Source organism: Paenibacillus sp. GCM10027630 (assembly GCF_042676305.1).
Classification (GTDB): domain Bacteria; phylum Bacillota; class Bacilli; order Paenibacillales; family NBRC-103111; genus Paenibacillus_S.
On the sequence record NZ_JBHTGY010000006.1, the window covers coordinates 122,040 to 145,124 of the forward strand.

The window sequence follows — 23,085 nt, forward strand, 5'->3', positions numbered from 1 at the left end:
GTCATGGGGAGGAGTTCCAATATGGGAGTTGTTTTTGGTACGGATGGTGTCAGAGGGGTTGCGAACCGCGAATTATCGCCGGAGCTGGCCTTTGAGCTGGGCCTCGTTGTAGGCAGCATGCTGCCACGCAGCTGCGGGAGGAAGCGTCCAAGCGTCGTTATCGGTCGTGTATTGGTGCGGCCTTCGGGTACGGAGGCTTTGGTGCGTGTGATGGCGGAGGAGCCGGATGAAAGGGAACTGCCCGGCTACGTTGAAGGCATTGTAGAGGTGGTAAAGGAAGAGCTTGAATATAGCGTTGTTTAATCCAATTCAACATATGAGAAAGACGATTGCATGTTTAGTCTTTTACCTGATTTTTTCGATCGGTTCCTTGTTGATCCCGGTGTACTCTTATATCACTGAGCTTGAGGTGGAGGTGAACGGGGAAAAGATGGACTTTGCGAATGCGCAGCCTTACATCGATGAGCGGACGGGCAGTACGATGGTCCCAGCAAGAGAGATCGCTGAAAGATTGGGGGCTGAGGTGGAATGGGATCGTTCGCTAGAACAGGTAACCCTGCATAGCAAGCATCTCACCACAAAATTAACCATTGGTCAAAAAAATGCTTCAATCAACGGCAAGGAAGTTAAGCTGGACGCGCCGGCAGTCATTAAAAATGACCGAACCATGGTTCCGCTCAGGGCTGTTAGCGAAAGCCTTGGAGCTGATGTCGATTGGGTGCAGGAACGGAATCTGGTGCTGGTGACTTCGTCTGACAAAGCGCAAAGGTCTACTTGGATCTGGGACAGCAAGATAATTGAGAACGAGCGCGACAGCATCCTTAAGTTTGCGGTTAACCAAAGGTTGACTACGATATATCTTCGCTACGAGACGTATACCAATCAAGAAGCATACCGGACGTTTATCCGCAGTGCTAATGGTCTGGGCATCAGGGTTGAAGCGCTGGCTGGTGCGTCGGATTGGATTTATGAAAATAAACAAATTTATATCCAGCAATTTATTGGGGCGGTTACCCAATATAACACTTCGGTGGATACCCTGGAGCGATTTCAAGGTTACCACTTTGATATTGAACCGTACACTCTGGACATTTGGAAAACACAGCAGAGCTGGGTGCTCGAACGTTGGATGGATACGGTCAGACTGATTGAAACGGAAGTGAGAAGAGCCGATCGCAGCATGACGATGGCCTTCGATATTCCCTTCTGGATCAACAGTATCGCAGTTCCGGGAACAAACTACTCCTTTAGTGCGTGGCTGCTGGAGAAGGCGGACAGTGTCGTCATTATGGCATATCGCAATACCGCACTGGGCAGTAATGGAATTATTGCCAGGGCCAAGTCGATCATCTTGGAAGCAGTTACGCTTAAGAAACAAGCAATCGTTGCGGTGGATACGTTACCCAGCAAGGAAGGCGATCATACCACCTTTCATTCGCTTGACCCTGCACATATGGAGTCGCAATTGCAGCTGGTCAAGGAAAACCTCACCCCTTACCCGAGCTATTCCGGAATCGCTATCCATGATTACGTGAGATGGATCGAGTTATTGCAAAATAATCGCTGACAGATGAGTGCTGGACAGAGCTAAAGCGGAATTGGTGAAAAAGAAGGAGGATAAGCAAAATGAAAATTTCAGGTTTGGTTGTTTCCCTGTTGGCTGGTGCGGCTCTCGGTATTTCAGGGATGGCTCTCGCAGGCGGCAGCGATATAGCCAACACCTTTCAGGAATCGTCTTTACCGGGAGGAGGCATTCAGGTCCCCCATAATGAAAGGTTTCACCTTTCTACGGATAAGCAGTGGATTTCCACAGACGGTCACTTATCGGATCTCATCCGGCTTCAGTGGACCAAAGATCGGGCGAAGCCAGCTATCTCGTGGCTGGATGAGAATGGTAATGATAAGACGGCTATCGTTTCTCATGCCAAAGCGAATGACCCTGAACAGCATGATCATAATCATATGTCATTTGAAACGACGATGTCGCCTGACGGCAAAAACCCGAACGAGCTGTTTACGCGTTTGGAGATTCCGTTCGATCAGGATGTAGCTGAAATTCGCACGCATTCCTCCAATTTCAATGTCATGGATGGGATTTTACGAATTGCCGGAACTGAAGGCATTAATCGCGATTTGACTTGGGCTAAATCGGCTGATGGGAATATCACGACTCCCCGCTGGGCTATGCGCGCAGATTCATCTGAGGAATCCGGAGGGAATGCCGGCTCCAATCTGCAAATTATCCGTTATTCCGATGACGGTAAAGCACTGGACAGCCCGTTAACCATCAATCGCGGCAGCGGCAACATTGGCATTGGAAATACGGACGCCAAGACCAAGCTGGACATCAGCGATGACAGCATCCGCATCAGGAAATCCATGACGCCGGCCTCGTCTTCAGCCCCCGGACAAGAAGGCGAGATCGCATGGGACAACGGGTACGTGTATGTGTGCGTTGCTCCCAACACATGGAAGAGGACGACGTTGTCTTCCTGGTAAAGCAATTCTCTCCCTAACCACCGCGTTCGAAACTTTGGCACAAACACTTCGCTTCCCAAACACATCCTAATAAGCAGATTGTGACGCCCTCTATGCGATAGAGGGCGTTTTTTAGTGGAAAATTTAGTAGAAAATAAAGGTAATTTGTATAATTCTTGATCTGCCTGGACAAACGCTTGTCACTGAAGCAGCTTACTGATATAGACTCTTAGGGCAGCCCAGTTGTCTATCACTTAGTCGTATAAATAATACACCGCCGGTCAGCTACCCACTTAAAATGGAAGTGATGTCAGAATCCTATATAAGGACCATAGAAAGGTGTGAACCGCTTGTGCCCTGGAAAGTGTTGATCGCGGATGATGATCCGAATGTGAGGGAAATAATCCGACTCTATTTTCGTCAGCAGCTCATTGAATTGATAGAAGCACCTGACGGCGTCTCGGCCTTGGCCATGCTAGCGGAAGTTAAGCCTGATATAGTGATATTGGATGTAATGATGCCCGGGCTCGACGGTTTCGAAACGTGCCGGGAGATTACAAAACGATACGACGATGTACCCGTCATTATGCTGACAGCGAAGAACGATGAATTTGACCGTGTGCTTGGTCTGGAGCTCGGTGCGGACGATTATATGACCAAACCCTTCAGTCCGAGGGAGCTGGTGTCGCGCATTAAAGCGATCTTTCGCAGAATGCAGAAAGGACAAGCCGCCATCGAAGTTGATGCGCCCTCCCAATACGAGTTTGATGATTTAGCCATTCATGTGGCCCGCCGGGAGGTCATTGCGGGTAGCGTGAAAATCGACTTACGCCCCAAGGAGTTTGAGCTTCTCACGTTTTTTGCGAAATCTCCAGGCAGTGTGTTTACGAGAGAACAGCTGCTGGAGCAGGTGTGGGGATATGACTTTTTGGGCGATATGAGAACGGTGGACGTTCACATCAAAAAACTACGTGAAAAGTTAAGCCCTTGTCATAATGTGTGTATTCATACGGTATGGGGAGTGGGTTACAAGCTTGAGGTAGAAGCATGTTCTTGAATCCAAATAAAAGCATTCTCCGCAAAATGCTGACAAGCTCTATCGTTACGGTGCTCCTGGGGCTTTGTGCGGTCGGGCTTGTGATTTCATTGTTTGCCAAAGAATACATAGTCAACTCCAAAAGTAATGAGATGATCCGGCAGGCCAAGCAGGTCAATCTCGCTATACAAAATCAGACGGCTCCGAATGACGGCTTTAAGGAGCAGCTGCATTTTTTTGATCAAGCCTTTGACTCGCGCATTTGGATTTTTGATATGAATGGAAATATCGTCACAACCTCCTCCAAGGATGAGGTGAACATAGGCAAGGTCGTCAGCACCGAGGTGGTGAATCAAGTCATCAATGGTGAGCCTGCAAAATGGAATCAATTCGAAGGACTAAAGGAAGGTATGCTTTCGGTTGCGGTTCCGTGGGGAAAAGACAACGACGTATATGGTGGTATTGTTCTTCATTCGCCTCTTAAAGGGATGAATGAGACCATCGCTCAGCTTAGAGAAACGATCCTTTGGGTTACTTTGCTTGGCATCTTCTTTTCGTTTGGGGTATCCTCCTATTTATCCTGGTCGATTACCCGACCCATCCAACAAATTGACAAGGCGGCGGCCAAGATCGCCGTCGGAGATTACAGTGAGAGAATTCGAATAGACTCCAGGGATGAGATCGGGGAGCTGGCGACGACGATCAACCACATGATGGAGCAGCTTGAACGCGTTGATCAGGAAAAGAGGAAGCTGAATCAGCTTCGGCATGATTTTTTGGCTAATGTTTCGCATGAGCTACGTACCCCCCTTACGGCGATGCAGGGGTTTTTGGAGGCTCTGCAGGATGGTTTGATTGAAGAGGGAGCGAGAGAACAATATTACGAAATCATGTATAACGAAACACTTCATATGAACCGGCTGGTGGATGATATTACCGATTTGATGAAGCTGGAAAATAAAGAAATCGAGCTCGTATGGATGGCCGTCGATGTTCAGGCAATGCTGTCCAAGCTGGCCTTCAAATTCCGTCCGGAAGCCGAAGCTCGAGGGACGATCATCCACTCCAGCATGGATGAAGATTCACCGCAGGCCTTTGCCGATCCTGATCGGCTGGAACAAATTTTTAACAATCTGATCAAAAATGCGGTTAAGTTCACCGAGAACGGAACGATAGAACTGAAGGCGATGGCGGTTCCGTCGGAGGAGTGCGTCCTGATCACGGTAACCGATACTGGAATCGGGATATCACCGGAGGATCAAGGGCTCATCTGGGAACGGTTCTTTAAAGTGGAAAGAGGCAGACCAGTAAAGCATAAAGGCTCATCCGGCTTGGGGCTTGCCATTGTCAGGGAGCTTGTCGAGCTCCACAACGGAAGCATCGGCGTTCGAAGCGAGATGGGAAAAGGAAGCACCTTCGAGGTAAGAATTCCGCTTCATGATAGCCGACAGCATGGGCAACCGTCGGTAAACCTGGCAATCGGTCGAACATCTTAGGTACATTCCCAATCAACATGCGTCTTTAAATACTGCAGAGTAGGGCAACTCCTTTTTCTGCGAACGAAATACACCAGCAGGTTGCCGCGGCGACCTGCTTATTTTTAGTAATACCAATAGAGTCTTAACAGGCGCCCCATGCCGCGGACAAAAAAAGTCCCTATATCACTATTCACGGTGATGTAGGGTTATGTTGGCATTAGAAATTAAGGAATTGTCCACGACTACTCTCATTGATTAAATATTTGATAATTCGTTTTACTACATAATTTGCAGCTTCTTCGATTGAAGTATTGCTTGTATCGATTTCGATTTCCGGGTTCCTAGATGTATCCTTTGTGCTCGAGCTGCCTGCAAGCGGTCCGTTTACATAAACTTGAATATATTCTTTGCCAATGATATCTCGTGCGGTTTCACGGTCATTTTCCATCGGGGAATCAGTCGATACCAATACAATAAGTCCAGCATCGTTCATCAATTTTGCAACTTCTGCTAATCGCTGCAACGATTCTCCCTGGCCATTATTGAGTAACATGGTATGGTGGCCTGTCGATACCAAACGTTTTTCGACTTCCTTCGCAAGGGTTGAGTTATCCCAAACCGTACCGATGAACCAGAGGGTTAATGGATTCTGACCTTTTTGCTGGGCACGAACATCTCTGGTGATTTCCGCATCTAGCCGTACAAAACTGTCGGAGCTTTGAAGGGTTTGGTTAATCACTCCACAAGCGGACGTCATATTGGTTACACGATCGATTAGAATAAATCCGCCAATGCTTTTATTTTTTTCGAAGGAATCAAATACGATGTTGTCCGATAAAGAAAATTCACATTTGGCCAATTCATTTTTGACAATGTGATCGGCTGAAACCGTATTTCCAGAATTGATATCGATTTTATGAATAATTGCCGTCACGGTACCAGGCAGGACTTTCGTTCCTACTTTGACTAAATAATTTTTACCAGGCATCAGTACGGAGTCGTCCATCCAAAGAATCGTAGCTGAGAAACTATCCGCCTCTTGGAGTTGATTGTCTTTGGTAAATACACAACCCCGCGAAACGTCAACTTCCCGATCCAATTGAATGGTTACAGGCTGTCCAGCATGTGCAGAATTCCGATCTTGGTCTGTCACTAAAATACGTTTTACCTTGGCTTTTTCACGACTAGGCAGCGTCGTCAGCTCTTCGCCAACCGCGATGGTTCCTGCCTCAATCTGACCTTGGAAGCCGCGGAATGTATGATCCGGTCGACATACACGCTGAATCGGCATCATAAACTTCTTCGTGTCATCGGTTTGGTGAACATCCACATTTTCCAAATACGGCAGCAAAGCAAGACCATCGTACCATGGGGTATTTGATGATTTTTTCGTAATGTTATCCCCTTCTGTCGCAGAAACAGGGATCACCTGAATACTTTCAAAGTGAAACTCAGTGGTCAATTGCGAGAACTCTTGTTTGATCGCTTCAAATTTCTTAGGATCAAAATTCACTAAATCCATTTTGTTCACAGCCAAAACAAGATGTTTAATGCCCATGAGTGCACAAATCCGAGTATGGCGTTTGGTTTGGGTAATAACCCCTTTCGTTGCGTCCGCAAGAATAATAGCCAGATCCGCAAAGGATGCTCCAACGGCCATGTTACGTGTATATTCTACGTGTCCCGGCGTGTCCGCTACGATGAAGGAACGATGATCCGTCGTAAAATACCGATAAGCCACATCAATCGTAATCCCTTGTTCGCGCTCTGCCAGTAACCCATCTAGAAGCAAGGAATAGTCAATTTTGCCGCCGCGGCTGCCAAGTCTGCTATCCAGCTCTAACGCTCTTTCCTGGTCGGCGAATAAAAGCTTGGCCTCATAAAGCATATGTCCAATTAAGGTGGATTTTCCGTCGTCTACACTTCCGCAAGTAATAAATTTAAGCAGACTTTTCATTTTAGAAATAACCCTCCCGTTTGCGTCTTTCCATACTTCCAGCCTCTTCTTGGTCAATAACCCGAGTTGTCCGTTCGGATGAAACCGCACCAAGCGTTTCTTCGATAATGGCATCTAGCGTATCCGCCTCAGACTCGGCTCCGCCAGTAAGAGGATAGCAGCCTAATGTGCGAAACCGCATCTTCTTCATTTCAATTTTCTCATGAGGTTCGAGTTTCAAGCGATCATCATCCACCATGACCATATGTCCATCACGATTGACGACGGGTCTTTCTTTTGCAAAATAGAGAGGCACAATATCAATGTTTTCTCTGCGAATGTATTGCCAGATGTCTTTTTCCGTCCAGTTGGATATTGGGAAGACGCGGATGCTTTCTCCCTTATTGATTCTTGTGTTGAAAAGCTTCCACATTTCCGGCCGTTGGTTTTTCGGATCCCAGGCATGATTCTTATTCCGGAACGAAAAAATCCGCTCTTTTGCACGGGACTTCTCCTCATCACGTCTTCCGCCGCCAAACGCAGCCGTAAATCCGTATTTGTCCAATCCCTGTTTTAATGCTTGGGTTTTCATAATATCGGTGTACGCGGAACCATGATCAAATGGGTTGATCCCTTGTTGAACACCTTCCTCATTCGAATGAACAATCATTTCGATCCCAAATTCTTTTGCTTTGCGATCGCGGAATTCGATCATTTCTTTAAATTTCCAAGTTGTATCAATATGCATAAAAGGAAATGGCGGTTTCTCGGGATAGAAAGCTTTCAGCGCCAAATGCAGCATTACGGAACTATCCTTCCCGATCGAATACAGCATTACGGGATTTTCACATTCCGCCGCTACTTCTCGTATAATATAAATCGCTTCAGCCTCAAGTTGATCCAAATGCGTCATTTCATGTATGGAATCAGGCTTCAGTTTTTGCATGGAAAGGTGCCTCCTTTTAATTCTTACTAAATCTATCGTATTTCTTTATATTCTAACAGATTCTAGCTTTTATGCAAAGTGGAAGAAAGTAAATTTTTTTAAAATTTCTAATATTTTTGTCGAATCATGTAGTGCTTTTTCGGAAATCGACCAATAAGATGTGGTTTTGCATGGAAAAGCTTCAGAAAAGCGTGGGGGAGTCGACCCCCTGTTCATTAACGCAACATTTTGCATCCCCAGTCAGTCCACATATCCTGTCATCCACCTTAGCTCCTAAACCAAAATCTTTATTTATTATTGGAACGTAGTATGGATTGTCAATTGACTTCTTTCTGATGTGGACAAAAGCTCCTCGATGTTGGCTTTAGTTTTTCAATTAATAATAGCTCTGTATTTTCCATGGAGGATTTTGTAAAAAAACGTAGAATAATTTTAGAGGGTTTTGGTTAACATGTTATCTCTATAAGGTTTGTCTGCTCAACTTTCCAATGGGCGGCAGCTGTAACAAGGTTTGTATTGAATATGAAAAGATAAGGGCGATAACTTTGAGAGTTGAACACCAACTGCAAACTATTAGAGAAGAACTAATAAAAGATGAGTTTAATTTGCCTATTACCTATATAAACCTATCTTATAAGGAATTAATTAAACTCAAAAGTTTACATTTTATGGAGAGTGCTCGACAGTTAAAATTAAAACATGTTCTTTCGGAAGCTGAAGTAAACATAGTTTATAAAGTATGCGATGCCATTGAAAGTTCACTCAATAAATACTATGATGGTTTACCATCCGAAGCATACAATCTATTAAAACCGGCTATTGATCAATTAAGCTGCTATTTCGATAGTTTTGGCTTATTTAACAGAAGTCCAGGGTCACAGTTATACAGAATAAGAAAAGATAAGAGTCCACTTACAAATAAAAAAGACTTATTTCATATTCCGTTTGAAGAAAGGACACTTGTATCCACGCAAAGGTATAGCATTCCGGGATTTCCCTGCCTCTATTTGGGTAGTTCTGTCTACACATGCTTGGAGGAATTGAGAACAGTAAATAATACGCAGCAAGTATATATTTCTTCGTTTAAAAATGATCGTGGAATGAAATTTATCGATTTGGGTTATTCCCCTAGAGTAGCGACAGTAGCTTCATACAAAAAAAGTGATGTCGAAAGTTACAATGCTTTAAAAGCGTTATATCTCTGTTGGCCATTAATTGCTGCATGTTCCGTCCAGGTAAAAGATGATGCTCGCCCATTCAAACCAGAATATATTGTCCCTCAGCTTTTGCTGCAATGGGTAAGGAACTCGACCCACTTTAATGGGATTCGATATTTTACATCCAGAAGCAGTAGTTATGATCGAAGTGTACACTTATATCAAAACTATGTTTTTCCGGTAAAAGAAAACAAGGAATACGGTTACTGCGATAATCTCGTAGAACATTTTACATTAACCGATCCTATTAGCTTGGATCAGTTTCGATCAAACTATAATAGGGAAAGCAACGAGCCTTTATATTTAGGCAGGGGAAGGAAAGGAACAATTGACGACAGCGGTATGAAGGCAGATTATCGGTGTACTTATTATTCCTATTTAGAAGAAGAGTTGGAGAAAATTAATCATTCTTCTTTATATTAAAGGATTCTTCAGCTATAAGTGTATAATCATCTATCTCTATTAAAAAAGCTCAACGCGTCGGGCTTCCCTAGCCGGCGCTTGAGCTTATTTTCTTCTATAGGACTTTTCCCAGTCTTTAATGACTTCTGCTTGAGTCAATAATCGATCCCGCAGCCAGCGGGACGTTTCCCATTCGTGCAGCGCTTGTTGTCTGGTTTTATAAAAACGGTAGTCGCAAATATTCCAGGAACAGAACAACTTCTGATACCATTTTCCGTTTTGAACGCCACCTGTGAAACGGCGTACAGCCTTGCTTGCCTGTTGTTTACTCCAGCGTGTACCAGGTGAATGATGGTCTGTCCATACGGGTGATTTTTTTACACTTCTGCTCATTGGCTCTCTAACCCTCCTTGCGGGAAGCTAGAGACCGTCTAATATCTTCATATTTCACCTCATCTAGAGCTTGTTGTTTTCTGTATATATAAACGCAGTCGATAAAAATATGTTTCTTTAAACTGGAAATTTTCTCCCCCCTTAAGAACATCAAGATATGGTACGATTTGTTTCTTTGTATCTGCCCGTTTTAATAAATACATCTTGACACGAATTTTAATTATGTCATAATGATAATATCAAAGTGAAATTATGGAATGGTGATTAATAACATGTTCGAAAATGAGTTGAACTATTCAGCCAATAAATACAGAACCCCTGATGGAGCCCCAACCGATATCGTCATTTTCACGATCCTGTCTAAGGAGAAGCATGCAGCCAAAAAATCTTTGCCCACACGTGAATTGTACGTGATGCTGATCCAGAGAAATATTTGGCCCTATGAAGGGAAGTGGGCTCTGCCAGGTGGATTTACTCGAGAAACAGAAACGGTTTATGCCTGCGCTGAACGTGAGTTGAAGGAAGAAACGAGTGTGGATGTTGTTCATCTCGAATATTTTAATGTCTATAGTGATCCTGGACGCGATCCGAGGGGATGGATCATTTCTCACGCTTTTCTAGCCTTGGTGAACGAACATGTATTAGTAAACCGAAGAGCCGCAGTTGATGCATCGGAAGTTCGATTATTTACAATAAATGAAGCTTTATCGCTGGATTTAGCTTTCGATCATCGACAAATTCTCGAGGACGCCTTGCAAAGAATCCGCCAGAAAATGCTTAGTACAACAATTGCTAAAGAGTTTCTTCCTGAAGAGTTTACGATTGGCGAGCTTTATCAAGTGATTCAAACGGTTGTTCCAGAATTCGAGGAGAAAAATTTTATTCGAAAAATTACATCAACTCAAAGCCGCAAAGGGATCATTGAAGAGGTGAAGGACAGTAACGGGAGCTTGAAGTTATCCAATCGGTATTCACAAAGGGCAGCTCAATTGTATCGATTTACAGATCTGGAACCTCAATTATCGATCTATAGTTGAATTAATTGGTTAAACGTAACGATCGGGCAGGCTTGAACTCAGCTTAAACTTGTCGGAAATCAGTTTTAGAGACTATGAAACGGGGAGAGTGAGTGCTGTGATTCAGCTAAATGGCGTAGTGTTGGAGTTCAAACTTTTTCCTAATGGCGAGACTTTGGTCGATGGGGAGCAAATACTTAACCATGCTAATGAGCTCAATATAGTTACTTTTAAATATGAAAATGACAGTGACTTAATAAAGGTAATGTTCTTAAAGAATTATCTGGATGATCTTAACCTCAAAGCATCTCTAGTCGTTTACTATATGCCGTATAGTCGAATGGATCGAGTTGAGGGAGCTTCGGTCTTTACTTTAAAATATGTTTCGAATTTTATTAATTCCTTGAATTTTGACAAAGTGACATTGATCGAACCCCATTCGGACGTTTCTCTGGCATTAATTAATAAAAGTACAGCAAGGTATCCTTCTGTTGAATTGTTAGACAAAGTCATGGCAGAAGTAGGCTTTAATCTTCATGAGGATTACTTGTTCTTTCCCGATGCAGGAGCACAGAAGCGCTATGGTAAAGTTAAAGGATATCAACAGCTTGTGGGATTTAAAGTTAGGGATTTCCAAACGGGACAAATTAGGAAGCTGGATATCGTTGGTAGTGTAGAGAGGAAAGGATTTAAAGTCATCATTGTGGATGACCTGTGCTCTTATGGAGGTACATTTATCCTGAGTGCTGAGAAGTTAAAGGAAATAGGGGCTTCTGAAATCTACTTATTAGTAGGCCACTGTGAAAAATCCATTTACAAAGGAAAGATTCTTGAAACCGATACAATTGATAAAGTCTTTACTACCAACTCGATGTTAGATCAAGCAGATCATGAAAAAATCCATGTATTCGAAATAGGAGGTATGTAAAATGACTCAAAAATTCGTATATCCGGCTACGCTTCTATGTGATTTTTATAAAGTGAGCCACAAGAATCAATACCCTAAAGGCACGGAGCTTGTATATTCGACATGGACTGCACGTACGAGCCGAATTGAAGATATCAACCAAGTTGTAGCCTTCGGTTTTCAATCCTTTATCAAGGAATATTTAATTAACTACTTTAATGATAATTTCTTTGCAAGAACCAAAGCCGAAGTAGCCAATGAATATAAAAGAGTAATTCAATATGCCCTTGGAGTCGAAGAGCCCGATGCTACTCATATAGAGGCTCTGCATGATTTAGGATTTTTGCCGATTAAAATTAAAGCCATTAAAGAAGGTGCATTAGTACCGATCAAGGTTCCTATGCTGACGATTGAGAATACGAAACCTGAGTTTTTTTGGCTAACGAATTATTTGGAAACTTTAATGTCCTGCCAGCTATGGATGCCCGCAACGAGTGCAACTCTAGCATTTGAATACCGCAAAATTTTGGAGGAGTTTGCAGTTTTGACGAATGGCGATACCTCAATGGTTCCCTTTCAAGGACATGATTTCTCGATGCGCGGCATGAGCTCCCTAGAAGCTGCTAAGACGAGTGGTGCAGGACATTTGATTTCTTTTACAGGAACGGATACCATCCCTGCAATTCTTTATCTTGAAAACTACTATCAGGCTAATATTGAAAATGAGCTAGTGGGAACCTCGATTCCTGCAACTGAGCATAGTGTGATGTGTGCGCATGGTACGGATGAAATGGCTTCTTATAAATATTTAATAAAAGAAGTGTATCCAACTGGGTTTGTTTCGATTGTATCGGATACTTGGGATTTGTGGAGTGTGCTTGATGTTGTTATTCGAGTGCTAAAAGAAGATATTCTCAGCAGAGACGGTAAAGTCGTCATTCGCCCTGATAGTGGAGATCCGGTTAAAATTATTTGCGGCGATCTTGATTCAGCCCATGAGTTTGAACGAAAAGGAGTTATTGAAATCCTCTGGGAAATTTTTGGAGGTACGATAACCGATAAGGGGTTTAAGCAACTGGACAGTCATATCGGCGCTATATATGGGGATGCGATTACTATCGGCCGCTGTCGGGAAATATGTGAAAAGCTGGCTGCAAAAGGCTTCGCCTCGACCAATATGGTGTACGGAATCGGCTCCTATACCTATCAATACAACACGAGAGATACATTTGGGTTTGCGTTAAAATCTACGTTTACTATTATTAATGGTGAAGAACGTAAAATTTTCAAGGATCCAAAAACGGACAGCGGTCACTTTAAGAAATCCCAAACTGGCTTGGTACTTGTTACTGAGAAGGATGGGGAAATAGGTTATATCGATAATCTGAGTGTAGGTGAATATGAAAATAATAAGTCAGCGGATTTGCTCGAAGTTGTGTTTGTCGATGGCCATTTAGTTCGAGATCATTCGTTAAAAGAGATTAGAGAGACTTTACTGGAAAATCTTTAGTGCGTCGGTAACAAATGTTTTTAATTAAACTTTCCGGCTGCAGCTCATTGACGTCAATTGGATTTAGGTAGTAAGATATTTGTAAATGAATGGAAAGGAGGCCGATGAATATGATTTGCATCCATAACAATCACCTGATAATTGCATATAGCTTCATTCCATCGGTCTCAGTGGACTTGTGACGAATAAATAGGATTTCGTATATCTATTTCTTAAGTTAACTCGTAAAGCCATAGACGATGTAGGTCTATGGCTTTTTTGCGTTCAAAAAAACTACTAGGAAAGGGTGAGTCCCATGTCGGAAGATAATCAATCACGGAACAGCAATAAATTTTTGGATGAACAAATGACCTATTATGAAGGAAACGCCAAGAAACCTTGGGTTTCAAAGAGAGGAAAGATAATTAAAAATGAACGAAAACTATTACCAGCAGGTGCAGCTCCCTTCCGGGATTGTGCATGTGTATGCAGGGGATTCCCTGTTTAAAACGTTGGATTACAAAGTGTTCGAGATGGCAAACAACAATTTGCAAATCCCGAATCAAGTATATATGAGCTATACCCCGGATGTGCATGTAGGTGTAGGGACCTGCATCGGAACCACAGCGGTGTGGAACAGCGATAATGGCTACGTATCCCCCTCGATTGTCGGAAGCGATATCGGCTGCGGCATGAGGGTTCACCTGACGAATTTGCACAGGGATGACTTGAAGGAAGTAAAGCTGCGGCGCAAGCTTGTCAAAGCTATAGATAAGTATTTGCCGGTGGAAGACCATGCAAGAGGACATTTCTCAGATATTCGCTTGGAGCATGTGGTCAAGAATGGCCTGCATGGTTTGCCGAAAAAATATATTCCAGACGGATATACGCCGCGCAAGGCGACATCTCTTACCCATGTGGAGCGAAGCAAATTTGCTATGAATGAAGATGCTTTGAATCTGTTTCCAGACAGAGTATGGCATCGTGCACACCGTCAGCTTGGAACTCTCGGCAACGGGAATCATTTTGTTGAAGTTCAGTCTATCGAGATTGCTGAAGATCAACGGGAAATAGCGGAAGCTTGGGGGCTGTTCGATGGTCAAGTGGCAGTGATGATCCACTCGGGTTCACGATCCTGGGGAGGCTCGGTCAGCCAGTATTGCGGAAGCCTTATAACGAAAATAATGCGGGCTGAAGGGCTCGGTACCGCAGATCCGAATCTGCTGTTTGCTCCGCTAGCGCATCCTCTTGCAGAATCATATGTCAATTTGATGTACTCTGCATTGAATTATGCTGTTGTGAACCGACATCTTATAGCTTATGCGGTCCGTGAAGCGGGTAAGGATGTGTTCGGATCGAAATTCGAGATGACGACGCTGTACGACCTTATGCATAACTATGCATGGGAAGAGGAGCACGAGGGGCAGTCTTATTTTGTTCACCGTAAAGGCTCGACCAGAGCGCTTCCGGCTAATCATCCTGACAACCCGTTGCCGTATATGAATACAGGACATCCAGCACTTATTCCGGGCTCAATGGGAACCGCCTCCTATATCATGGTGGGCTCTCCGGGTGGAAGAGATAACTTTTATTCCATCTGTCATGGAGCGGGACGAATTCGCTCACGCAGCGCGACCAAGAGGTTGGTAACATTGAATGAGTTCTCCTCATCGCTCAAAGTAGGGACGGATGACGAGATTGTTGTGAATCAGCGATCTTTAGAATCTATTTTAGATGAATCACCGCAGGCTTATAAGGATGTGGATCAGATTATCGAAAGCGTCGTAGGAGCGGGTTTGGCTCAAGTCGTGGCTAAATGCAAGCCTCTGGCAACGGTGAAAGGTGCAAAATGATGATGACTAGAGATCTTCTTCAAAATGCGACCGCTGTCGTTACCCATATAAAAACAGAGAACCGCGTCATGACCGCTTACAACGATTATGCGTACGTGCAAGAAAGAATCCAAAAGCTGCTCCAGGAACGATACCTTCAGCATTTTGAGCTGTATGTGAGTGCTGACGGAAAAGAAGACTACTGGGAGCTGCTTAAGCAGGATGTGAAATCCGGTGATCGAAGTGTCCAACTTGTAGCTCCAATATTCGATTATATCGAATCTAGAGCGTTTGGCCTTACAGGAGCAAACGAGGATTCAGCTTACCAGACATTTCCCACGATCATGAATAATGTATTTGCTTATCCCGATTGGGGTGTGGCTTTAGCGAGAATACCTGTTTTTCGGCAAAACGGAATAGGCTGGGAGGATTTCGTCTTTGCTATAGATGATGCCAGCTTGAAAGGCTTTTTGAATCAATCCCGGCAGCGTCGAAGAGATTTGGACCGTCATCAGGTGACTGTCTTTACAGATGGGCCTCATGGAACGGATAAAGAATTGTCTCCCATCACCAGAATGGTAGATAGGGCAGAAGTTATCATGAAAAATGAAGTGAAACAGGAAATTTACCGTTCGATTGATCAGTTTTTTGCCCGTGATCGAAGCTTCTTTCATGAATACCAGATTCCTTACAAAAGGGGAATTTTGCTCTACGGCAAGCCGGGAAACGGCAAAACCACTCTTGTCAAATCGATCGCCGGAAGCGTGAACGCACCGGTAGCCTATTGGCAAATTACGGAGCATACCTGCAGCGAGTCGATGCAAGAGGTTTTCCAGGCTGCAGCGAACATGGCACCCATGATCCTCGTAATTGAGGACATCGATTCCATGCCTGAGCAGGCGCGGTCTTATTTCTTGAACCTGTTGGACGGGGCGACTTCCCAGGAAGGCATGTTTTTGATCGGAACGACGAATTACCCGGAAAAAATTGATCCGGCCTTGATGAATCGGGCAGGTAGATTTGACCGTGCTTATGAGATAAAACTGCCTGATGCGGAGCTGAGGTTAACCTATCTGGAGGAAAAAGGACTCGGCAAGCTTTTGAACAAAGAGTTGATGGGGACGGCCGCTAGGCTTACAGAAGGATTCACGTTTGCCCAATTGAATGAACTGTATGTATCCACTGCATTGGAGTGGCACTACGAGCAAACGGCACATGTGGAGAAGCTAATAAAGACAATGAAGTCCGATCTTCATAAAGGACAGACGTTATCCTGGTTAAAAGAGGAGCCGGAAATACGGGTCGGATTTTTGGCAATGTGATTATGAAAATGACAAGTAAGTATGGAAGCTAGGAAGTGATTGATATGTTGAACGAAAGACAGCAAATGAGTTTAAGCAAGCTGATGAGCAAAATTTTACGGCATTCACCTCAAGATTTCGGACTGTCCTTAGATGAGGGGGATGGTTCTTGTAAGCTAGAGGATCTGCTCATTATCCTCCGTAAAGAAGTAAGATGGTCTGCTCTCGGTTTAGAAGATATCGAATATGTAGTCAGGAACTGTGAGAAGCAGCGTTTTGAAAGTACGGGCGGGCGAATCCGCGCACGATATGGACATAGCCACGATAAGCTAAGCTATCCGGTGGCGGAACCGCCGGCTGTGCTGTTCCATGGAACGAACATCAAGGCTGCGCCTGTTATTTTGGAAGAAGGTATCCGTCCGATGAAGCGGCAATATGTGCATTTATCGGCGGGGCTCCACTTTGCCACCCTTGCGGGAAAACGGAGAGGGGAGCTTGTACTATTGGCGGTAGATACGGTCAAGGCTGTCAGCTCGGGAGTTTCTTTTTATTATGCAGGTAACGAGGTATGGCTTGCAGATGGAATTCCGTCAGAATGCTGTAGTATTTTTGACAATAGTAGTGGAGGTTAGGACTAGAGATGAATAAACAGATGATCGATATCGGTGTGAACTTGATGCACCGCTCTTTTCAACAGGATCGTGACAAGGTTGTTGCACGCGCAGCGGAAGAAGGCGTTTCACCGTTGATCCTCACGGGGACCCATGAGAGGAACAGCGAAGAAGCGGCAAGGTATGCTGCTCGGTTCCCTGGGAAGCTGTATGCAACGGCAGGGATACATCCGCATGATGCGCGCAACTGTACAGCTCATACCATAGAAAAGCTGCGTCGTCTCGCTTCACTTCCCCAAGTGGTCGCTATTGGAGAATGTGGGCTTGACTACAACCGGGATTTTTCACCAAGGGATGTACAGAAAAAGTGGTTCGAAGAGCAAGTTCAGCTAGCGTGTGAGTTGCAGATGCCTCTCTTTTTACATGAACGGGAGGCTCATTCTGATTTTATTGGCTTGCTGAAGCCTTATGCAGGTCGTATCCATAAAGCGGTTGTGCACTGCTTCACAGGCTCCACTCATGAGCTGCAGGTTTATTTGAGTATGGGCTTTTACATCGGAATCACCGGCTGGATTTGTGACGAACGTAGAGGGAAGCACCTGCGGGATTTGGTCAGAAAAATCCCATTGAATCGATTGATGATCGAGACGGATGCCCCTTTTCTGACACCAAGAGACTTGAGCGTGAAGCCGCAGGATGGACGAAATGAGCCTGCTTTTCTACCCCATATTGCGCAAGCTGTAGCGGCGTGTGTGGGAAAGACGAGGGAAGAGGTTGCGGATATTACGACCGAGACAGCGAAGGATTTTTTTGAGTTGAAGTAAATAAGTTTAATTTCGAGATGCTGCCTCTATTCTATTAAGAAGGAGGTGGTTTTTTAATCTTCAGAGCTGCGAAGTTCTTGACTTTATGGAGAAAGGTACTATAATTTATGTATTAAGACTGTCCAAGTTACATAAATAGCTACAAAGAATGATGTTGAAGATGAAGCATGTGTTCTTATGTAAACGTTTACATATCGCTTGGGTTGATAGTTTTTATGTAGACAAAGTGAGAAACCGAGTAAGTAATCTTTAGTAGTATGATTTGTAACGAGTTGATGTAAATTTTTATATTTTCATGTAAACGTTTACCTAAATATTTTTTTGAATTTATAAAGAGAAATTTTAGTTGAAATTGTAGGAGTCGTTGAAGTGCAAGAAAAGCTACTGCCAAGACACGAATGTATCTTCATCGAAAGAGCTTCGAATAGAAGCTTTTCTTATTTTTAACAAATATAAGTAAACGTTTACCTGGAATATTTAGTGAGAAAAAGTTTGGGGAACATTTGAATAAGCCGGTGTACAAAAGTAATTTATATTAGTCTTTTTGGGAGGTGATCGGGTGGGAATGTTTGATGAAATGTGCAAGAAAACAAGTTAATTAGCGACAAAAACTAACCCCAAATAAGTCTACGAGGAGTGAAGGAACATGTATAAAAAGATACATAGAGTGATGAGCATGATATTAGTAATTCTTATAGCATTGTCATCGCTTCAATTAACTATGGGCACTAAGGTTGAGGCTGCTTCAGATGGAGCAGCTGTAATCACGTTTAAAAACACTAAAGACAACCTTCTCGACCTTTTGGCAGCAGCCGGATATGACTCCACGAACCCCACGCAAGCGGCTAGTCTAAAGACAGTTGTCGTAAAAGCAGGCACGGCAAAGAAAGTACTTGCGAATGCCGATTTTAACTCCGGGACTAAGTCTTTTAGCAATTTTATAAATCTTACATCTTTCACGATAGAAAAACCGGATGATCCTACCTATATAACATGGAACGGCAACAAACTGCCTAATAATGCTTTTAAAGGGCTGGCAAACCTGAAGCAAGTAAAAATAGGAATTGATACTTCCTACATCGGTACATCGGCATTTGAGGGTTGTTCCTCATTGGAAACAGCAGAGTTTGGCTTGACTCGTACGCTGGGACCATGGGTTTTCAAGGGCGATACCAGTCTTAAATCCATCACCTTTAACAAAACCTATCTTCCAATCGGGCTTGATGATGTTGTTGGACCGCCTGCAGCGCCAGGTGACTGGTTTCACGGTGTCGACACCAACAATCTTATCATTTATGTGCCCACAGCTGCGGTCGATGCTTTTCTAGCTGACGATGATTGGAGTAATATCGGCGACAGCGGCATCACCGTTATGTCGAATGGTGACAACTCCCCCAAGGATGGCGATGCCGGAGCACCCGCAACGCAAAACGTTATCATCAATACGTTTACAACCAAACTTTTAAAGAATGCCATCGACAGCTCAAATTTTACGGGCAATGATTATGGGGATATCAAAGTTCTCACTATTAACGCAGGCGTACTTGACCCTGTTGACTGTACTTTTATTGCCACCAGTCTTAAAAAGCTTGAGGAGCTTTATATTGTTGGTACAGCTAATTTTACAAATGGGACTATTCCCAAAAATGCCTTTGAAGGCAACAGATATCTAAAAATAGTCAAAGCGGATAACGTAACAGTAATCGGAGTGAAAGCGTTCAATTTATTTGAAAGCTTGACCGAAGTCAACTTCCCGAATGTTACAACAATAAGCTCGCAAGCGTTTGCACAAACAAAAGGGTCTAGTGTCAGCAAGCTCACGACAGCAAGATTTCCCAAAGTTCAAGTTATTGAACAAAGAGCATTCTATTTTTGTATGAATTTGAAGAATTTGTACTTAGGAAGTATACCGCCCACGCTTACTGTGCCCTATGGCAAACAAGGGTTGTGGTTCAATTTTGTGACAGATATGACTGTACATGTGCCCAGTTTGGCCGTCTATAATGAATATATCAAGCTTGAAAATAGTGATCAGATTGACTGGAGTGCGATGACTTTTGTCGCAGACAACGGAGATGCCTTGCCTGTAATACCACCGGCGGACCCCTACGTTGACGCTGACTATAACTATCTGCGTGAGGATCATCAGGTACCCTATTATGATGGTGATTACAAATTAAGCCTTAATATGTACACCTTTAACATGAACTTAAACTCGTGGCTGCAAGGGCGCACCTCTCCTGTTCCGATGACAACGCTAGATACGATACAGTGGGCTCACGACAATGGTTTTGACGCTGTTGACGTTACATGCTACTACATCCCAGGTTACAGCAATACGGACATGCCAACACCCGAACAGCAGGTGCTCATACATGCCTATGCCAAACAAATTAAAGATCTTGCCAGCAGTTTGGGTATTGCGATAAGCGGCACGGGCATCCAGAATAATTTTGCCGATCCTAATCAGGCTAGGCGGGATGTAGATATTGAGCGTATTAAGTTTTGGACTCAGATTGCATCAGAAATGGGCGCACCTGTTATCCGGGTATTCGCCGGGCCTCCTCCTGTTGATATTAAGCGCACAGGCTGGGCAGCTATCACGCGTGATCGAATTGTGCCTAGCATTCAGCAAATTGCGGATTTTGCAGCAGCCAACTATCCGACCGTTCAAATCGGAATCCAAAACCATGGCGATATGCTGGCTACGGCCAACCAAGTGCTACAATTTATGAAATGGGTTAATAGACCAAACGTTGGCGTTGTGAACGACACAGGATACTACAGAGAGTTTATGAATGTCGATGCGACACAGTATGATTGGTACAAGGATATTTCACTGATCCTTCCTTATTCAAATAACTTTCAAGTTAAGAAAAAGCCCGCAGGTGCTGAAACAACAGAGCTTATGGACTTGAATAAATTGTTTGGGATCATCAGAAATAGCCCATACCGTGGTTATATACCGGTTGAATTGTTATGGCTTCCCAACGATGACGGCTATCCGGGCAATTTGAACACACCGCCCTATAATGAAACATCAACATTCCTTCAATCAATGAGAACAGCTATGCGTAACACAAAGCAAATAACATCAGTGGGTGCATCGGATTTGAGCGGTATAAGCTTGTCATCAGGTACGTTGAATGAAGCTTTTACTGGGTCAAAGACGAGCTACACGCATAATGTAGCGAATAATGTTGAGAGCCTAACGATTACGCCGAAGGTAGCCTATGCATCGGCAAGTGTGAAGGTGAACGGAACGACCGTTACAAGCGGTCAGCCGAGCGCAGCGATTGCGCTTAACGTAGGAGTGAATACCATTCCAGTGGTTGTAAAGGCATCGGATGGGTCCACAAAAACCTATACAATTAATGTAACAAGACTAAGTAACAATGCGCTGTTGTCCAATCTGGCTGTTGATCACGGTACGTTATCACCGGCGTTTTCGCCAACGGGATTAAATTATACCTTAGATGTATCGAACAGCACTTCAAGTTTCAATCTTTTCTTAACGAAAGCAGAGCTTAACGAAACGCTTTCGGTTACGGGCGCTGTATACAACACGGTAACGGGCAATGTGTACTCGTATAAGGTTTCAAACTTGATAGTTGGGTCTAATCCGATTCAAATTTTGGTGACCTCACAGGATGGAAAAAGTTATTATCCGTATAATCTCATAGTGAACCGTGCAGCAGCCAGCAACAACGCCGACTTAAGCTCTATGGCACTGTCAAATGGTTCCCTTAGTCCTGCATTTGCATCAGGCACAATAGCCTACACTTCAATTGTGGGTAATGGGATATCAAGCCTCACCGTAACGGCAAATGTATATGATAGTAAGGCTTCGATGACTGTGAACGGAAATCCGGTCATAAGCGGTCAAGCGAGCGGAGCGATTAACTTGAATGTAGGTAGTAATACCATCAACGTTGTAGTGACAGCGGAGAACGGCACAACTAAGACTTATAGCGTAGTAGTGAACCGTGTATCAGGCGGTAGTAGTAGTGGTGGTGGCGGTTCCGCTCCAATCGATACCAAAGTGACCGGAACGGAAGGCAAGCTAACGCTTCCCGCAGGCAAGACAGGCGAAGTTAGTTTGGGTAATAAAATAGTAGTCTCTATTCCCGCGAATGCTACAGACAAAGAACTGAAATTAACAATCGAGCAACTGGCGAACACTCAAAACCTACTTGCGAATAAAGAGGTTCTGGTCAGCTCGATATTTGAAATTTTGAAAAGCTTCCCTGAGAACTTCAGCAATCCAGTCACGCTGACCTTCACTTTCGATCCGGCAAGCTTGAAGAATAACCAAACGGCAGCTGTCTTCTACTATGATGAAGGGAAGAAAGTATGGGTTGAAGTCACAGGCAGTAAGATCAATGGAAATCAGATTACCGCAGAGGTAAATCACTTTACGAAATTCGCAGTATTCGCCGTAGACCAAGCGACGAAGCAGCCAATAACTGGGCAACCTACAGATACGAAATCAACGGTTCAATTGAGCGATATCGCTGGGCATTGGTCAGAGGCTAACATCAAGCAAGCGGTGAGCAAAGGAATCGTCAACGGTTATCCGGATGGTACATTTAAACCGAATCATACGGTAACACGTGCGGAATTTGCTGTGATGCTGATGAACACACTGAAGCCGCAAGGAGAAGGAGCGACGCTGACCTTCATAGATGGAGCAAAGATTGGAACTTGGGCGCAGAAAGCAGTCGCACAAGCGTTCCAAGCAAATATTATTAAGGGCTATGAGGACGGGAGCTTCCGTCCAGAGGCAGAAATTACACGTGCTGAGATGGCCGTGATGATCGCTAATGCATTGGGGCTGGTTATTGAATCCGATATCGAAACCGGCTTCGCGGATGACAAGGATGTTCCGGTGTGGTCCAAAGGTGCAGTAGCGGCAATGAAGAAACAAAAATTAGTAGAAGGCAAAGGCGGCAACGAATTTGGTCCTGCGGCCTCAACAACGAGAGCCGAGGCTGTAACCGTACTTCTGAACATGCTAGCCCAAAAGAGTAAATAACGTATAAAGCATTTGGAAAGAGGAAATAGGGTTATTCTTCAGGTAGTCGAACCGGCTGCTTGAGGGGTAACCCTTTTTTCACGGAATAATGGCTGGGGAATTCAAAAATGACGGCTTACGCCTTCTTTAGAAGGATATGGTATAATTTTACTGTGAAAAATGTTCGAGATACCATGGGCATATC

The 23,085-nt window shown here is 44.0% G+C and carries 16 protein-coding genes and 2 pseudogenes; 15 read left to right on the plus strand and 3 right to left on the minus strand.

Translation table 11 applies throughout. The features are described from left to right. Positions 1-21 precede the first annotated feature (21 nt). From ACFQ0C_RS03900 to ACFQ0C_RS03925, 6 genes and pseudogenes are all read left to right on the plus strand, one after another. Positions 22-168: pseudogene (locus ACFQ0C_RS03900) on the plus strand (phosphoglucosamine mutase); the annotation flags it as partial. Continuing rightward, positions 163-303 (plus strand): annotated as a pseudogene (locus ACFQ0C_RS03905) (hypothetical protein); the annotation flags it as partial. The pseudogenes ACFQ0C_RS03900 and ACFQ0C_RS03905, both read left to right, overlap by 6 nt. Further along, positions 284-1,567, plus strand: coding sequence for a copper amine oxidase N-terminal domain-containing protein (locus ACFQ0C_RS03910; protein ID WP_379364161.1), 1,284 nt, complete (start codon positions 284-286; stop codon positions 1,565-1,567). The pseudogene ACFQ0C_RS03905 and the gene ACFQ0C_RS03910, both read left to right, overlap by 20 nt. 59 nt (positions 1,568-1,626) lie before the next feature. Further along, complete coding sequence (locus ACFQ0C_RS03915; RefSeq protein WP_379364163.1) at positions 1,627-2,499, plus strand: hypothetical protein; 873 nt, start codon at positions 1,627-1,629, stop codon at positions 2,497-2,499. Between the two features lie 286 nt (positions 2,500-2,785). Further along, entirely contained in the window at positions 2,786-3,535 is a 750-nt protein-coding gene (locus tag ACFQ0C_RS03920; RefSeq protein ID WP_258218110.1) for a response regulator transcription factor, read from the plus strand. Continuing rightward, positions 3,526-5,010: a sensor histidine kinase gene (locus ACFQ0C_RS03925; protein ID WP_379364166.1), complete on the plus strand. Its 1,485-nt coding sequence runs from the start codon at positions 3,526-3,528 to the stop codon at positions 5,008-5,010. Before ACFQ0C_RS03920 ends, ACFQ0C_RS03925 begins: the two co-directional genes overlap by 10 nt. A gap of 199 nt (positions 5,011-5,209) precedes the next feature. On the opposite strand, the gene ACFQ0C_RS03930 is transcribed toward ACFQ0C_RS03925, so the two are convergent. Both ACFQ0C_RS03930 and cysD read right to left on the minus strand, forming a co-directional pair. Next, entirely contained in the window at positions 5,210-6,949 is a 1,740-nt protein-coding gene (locus ACFQ0C_RS03930) for a GTP-binding protein (RefSeq protein ID WP_379364168.1), read from the minus strand. A 1-nt stretch (position 6,950) separates the two neighbouring features. After that, positions 6,951-7,874, minus strand: coding sequence for a sulfate adenylyltransferase subunit CysD (gene cysD, locus ACFQ0C_RS03935; RefSeq protein WP_379364170.1), 924 nt, complete (start codon positions 7,872-7,874; stop codon positions 6,951-6,953). Positions 7,875-8,419: 545 nt separating this feature from the next. Between cysD and ACFQ0C_RS03940 the strand changes: the two genes are divergently transcribed. Beyond that, positions 8,420-9,514: a hypothetical protein gene (locus tag ACFQ0C_RS03940; RefSeq protein WP_379364172.1), complete on the plus strand. Its 1,095-nt coding sequence runs from the start codon at positions 8,420-8,422 to the stop codon at positions 9,512-9,514. An 84-nt stretch (positions 9,515-9,598) separates the two neighbouring features. On the opposite strand, the gene ACFQ0C_RS03945 is transcribed toward ACFQ0C_RS03940, so the two are convergent. After that, positions 9,599-9,886: a hypothetical protein gene (locus tag ACFQ0C_RS03945; protein ID WP_379364174.1), complete on the minus strand. Its 288-nt coding sequence runs from the start codon at positions 9,884-9,886 to the stop codon at positions 9,599-9,601. 272 nt (positions 9,887-10,158) lie between these two features. On the opposite strand from ACFQ0C_RS03945, the gene ACFQ0C_RS03950 reads away from it, so the two are divergent. From ACFQ0C_RS03950 to ACFQ0C_RS03985, 8 genes are all read left to right on the plus strand, one after another. Next, a complete protein-coding gene (locus tag ACFQ0C_RS03950; protein WP_379364176.1) occupies positions 10,159-10,923 on the plus strand; it encodes an NUDIX hydrolase in 765 nt (254 codons plus the stop codon). 97 nt (positions 10,924-11,020) lie between these two features. Further along, positions 11,021-11,830, plus strand: a complete 810-nt coding sequence (locus ACFQ0C_RS03955; protein WP_379364178.1) for a ribose-phosphate pyrophosphokinase — start codon at positions 11,021-11,023, stop codon at positions 11,828-11,830. 1 nt (position 11,831) lies between these two features. Further along, positions 11,832-13,319, plus strand: a complete 1,488-nt coding sequence (locus ACFQ0C_RS03960) for a nicotinate phosphoribosyltransferase (RefSeq protein WP_379364180.1) — start codon at positions 11,832-11,834, stop codon at positions 13,317-13,319. A gap of 410 nt (positions 13,320-13,729) precedes the next feature. Continuing rightward, positions 13,730-15,151, plus strand: coding sequence for an RtcB family protein (locus tag ACFQ0C_RS03965; protein ID WP_379364182.1), 1,422 nt, complete (start codon positions 13,730-13,732; stop codon positions 15,149-15,151). Further along, positions 15,148-16,452 (plus strand): AAA family ATPase, encoded by a 1,305-nt coding sequence (locus ACFQ0C_RS03970; protein WP_379364184.1) that lies wholly within the window; start codon positions 15,148-15,150, stop codon positions 16,450-16,452. The genes ACFQ0C_RS03965 and ACFQ0C_RS03970 overlap by 4 nt, the downstream gene beginning before the upstream one ends. A gap of 44 nt (positions 16,453-16,496) precedes the next feature. Next, a complete protein-coding gene (locus tag ACFQ0C_RS03975) occupies positions 16,497-17,063 on the plus strand; it encodes an RNA 2'-phosphotransferase (protein ID WP_379364186.1) in 567 nt (188 codons plus the stop codon). A gap of 8 nt (positions 17,064-17,071) precedes the next feature. Next, complete coding sequence (locus ACFQ0C_RS03980) at positions 17,072-17,866, plus strand: TatD family hydrolase (RefSeq protein ID WP_379364188.1); 795 nt, start codon at positions 17,072-17,074, stop codon at positions 17,864-17,866. 646 nt (positions 17,867-18,512) lie between these two features. Next, on the plus strand, positions 18,513-22,901 hold the full coding sequence (locus tag ACFQ0C_RS03985; protein ID WP_379364190.1) for a cadherin-like beta sandwich domain-containing protein: 4,389 nt from the start codon (positions 18,513-18,515) through the stop codon (positions 22,899-22,901). Positions 22,902-23,085 lie beyond the last annotated feature (184 nt).

Bases quoted from the DNA above. Each gene is read 5' to 3' on its own strand.
- ACFQ0C_RS03915 (WP_379364163.1), top strand. From the start codon at position 1,627: ATGAAAATTTCAGGTTTGGTTGTTTCCCTGTTGGCTGGTGCGGCTCTC.
- ACFQ0C_RS03920 (WP_258218110.1), top strand. From the start codon at position 2,786: ATGTCAGAATCCTATATAAGGACCATAGAAAGGTGTGAACCGCTTGTG.
- ACFQ0C_RS03925 (WP_379364166.1), top strand. From the start codon at position 3,526: ATGTTCTTGAATCCAAATAAAAGCATTCTCCGCAAAATGCTGACAAGC.
- ACFQ0C_RS03930 (WP_379364168.1), bottom strand. From the start codon at position 6,949: ATGAAAAGTCTGCTTAAATTTATTACTTGCGGAAGTGTAGACGACGGA.
- cysD (WP_379364170.1), bottom strand. From the start codon at position 7,874: ATGCAAAAACTGAAGCCTGATTCCATACATGAAATGACGCATTTGGAT.
- ACFQ0C_RS03945 (WP_379364174.1), bottom strand. From the start codon at position 9,886: ATGAGCAGAAGTGTAAAAAAATCACCCGTATGGACAGACCATCATTCA.
- ACFQ0C_RS03950 (WP_379364176.1), top strand. From the start codon at position 10,159: ATGTTCGAAAATGAGTTGAACTATTCAGCCAATAAATACAGAACCCCT.
- ACFQ0C_RS03960 (WP_379364180.1), top strand. From the start codon at position 11,832: ATGACTCAAAAATTCGTATATCCGGCTACGCTTCTATGTGATTTTTAT.
- ACFQ0C_RS03965 (WP_379364182.1), top strand. From the start codon at position 13,730: ATGAACGAAAACTATTACCAGCAGGTGCAGCTCCCTTCCGGGATTGTG.
- ACFQ0C_RS03970 (WP_379364184.1), top strand. From the start codon at position 15,148: ATGATGATGACTAGAGATCTTCTTCAAAATGCGACCGCTGTCGTTACC.
- ACFQ0C_RS03975 (WP_379364186.1), top strand. From the start codon at position 16,497: ATGTTGAACGAAAGACAGCAAATGAGTTTAAGCAAGCTGATGAGCAAA.
- ACFQ0C_RS03980 (WP_379364188.1), top strand. From the start codon at position 17,072: ATGAATAAACAGATGATCGATATCGGTGTGAACTTGATGCACCGCTCT.
- ACFQ0C_RS03985 (WP_379364190.1), top strand. From the start codon at position 18,513: ATGTATAAAAAGATACATAGAGTGATGAGCATGATATTAGTAATTCTT.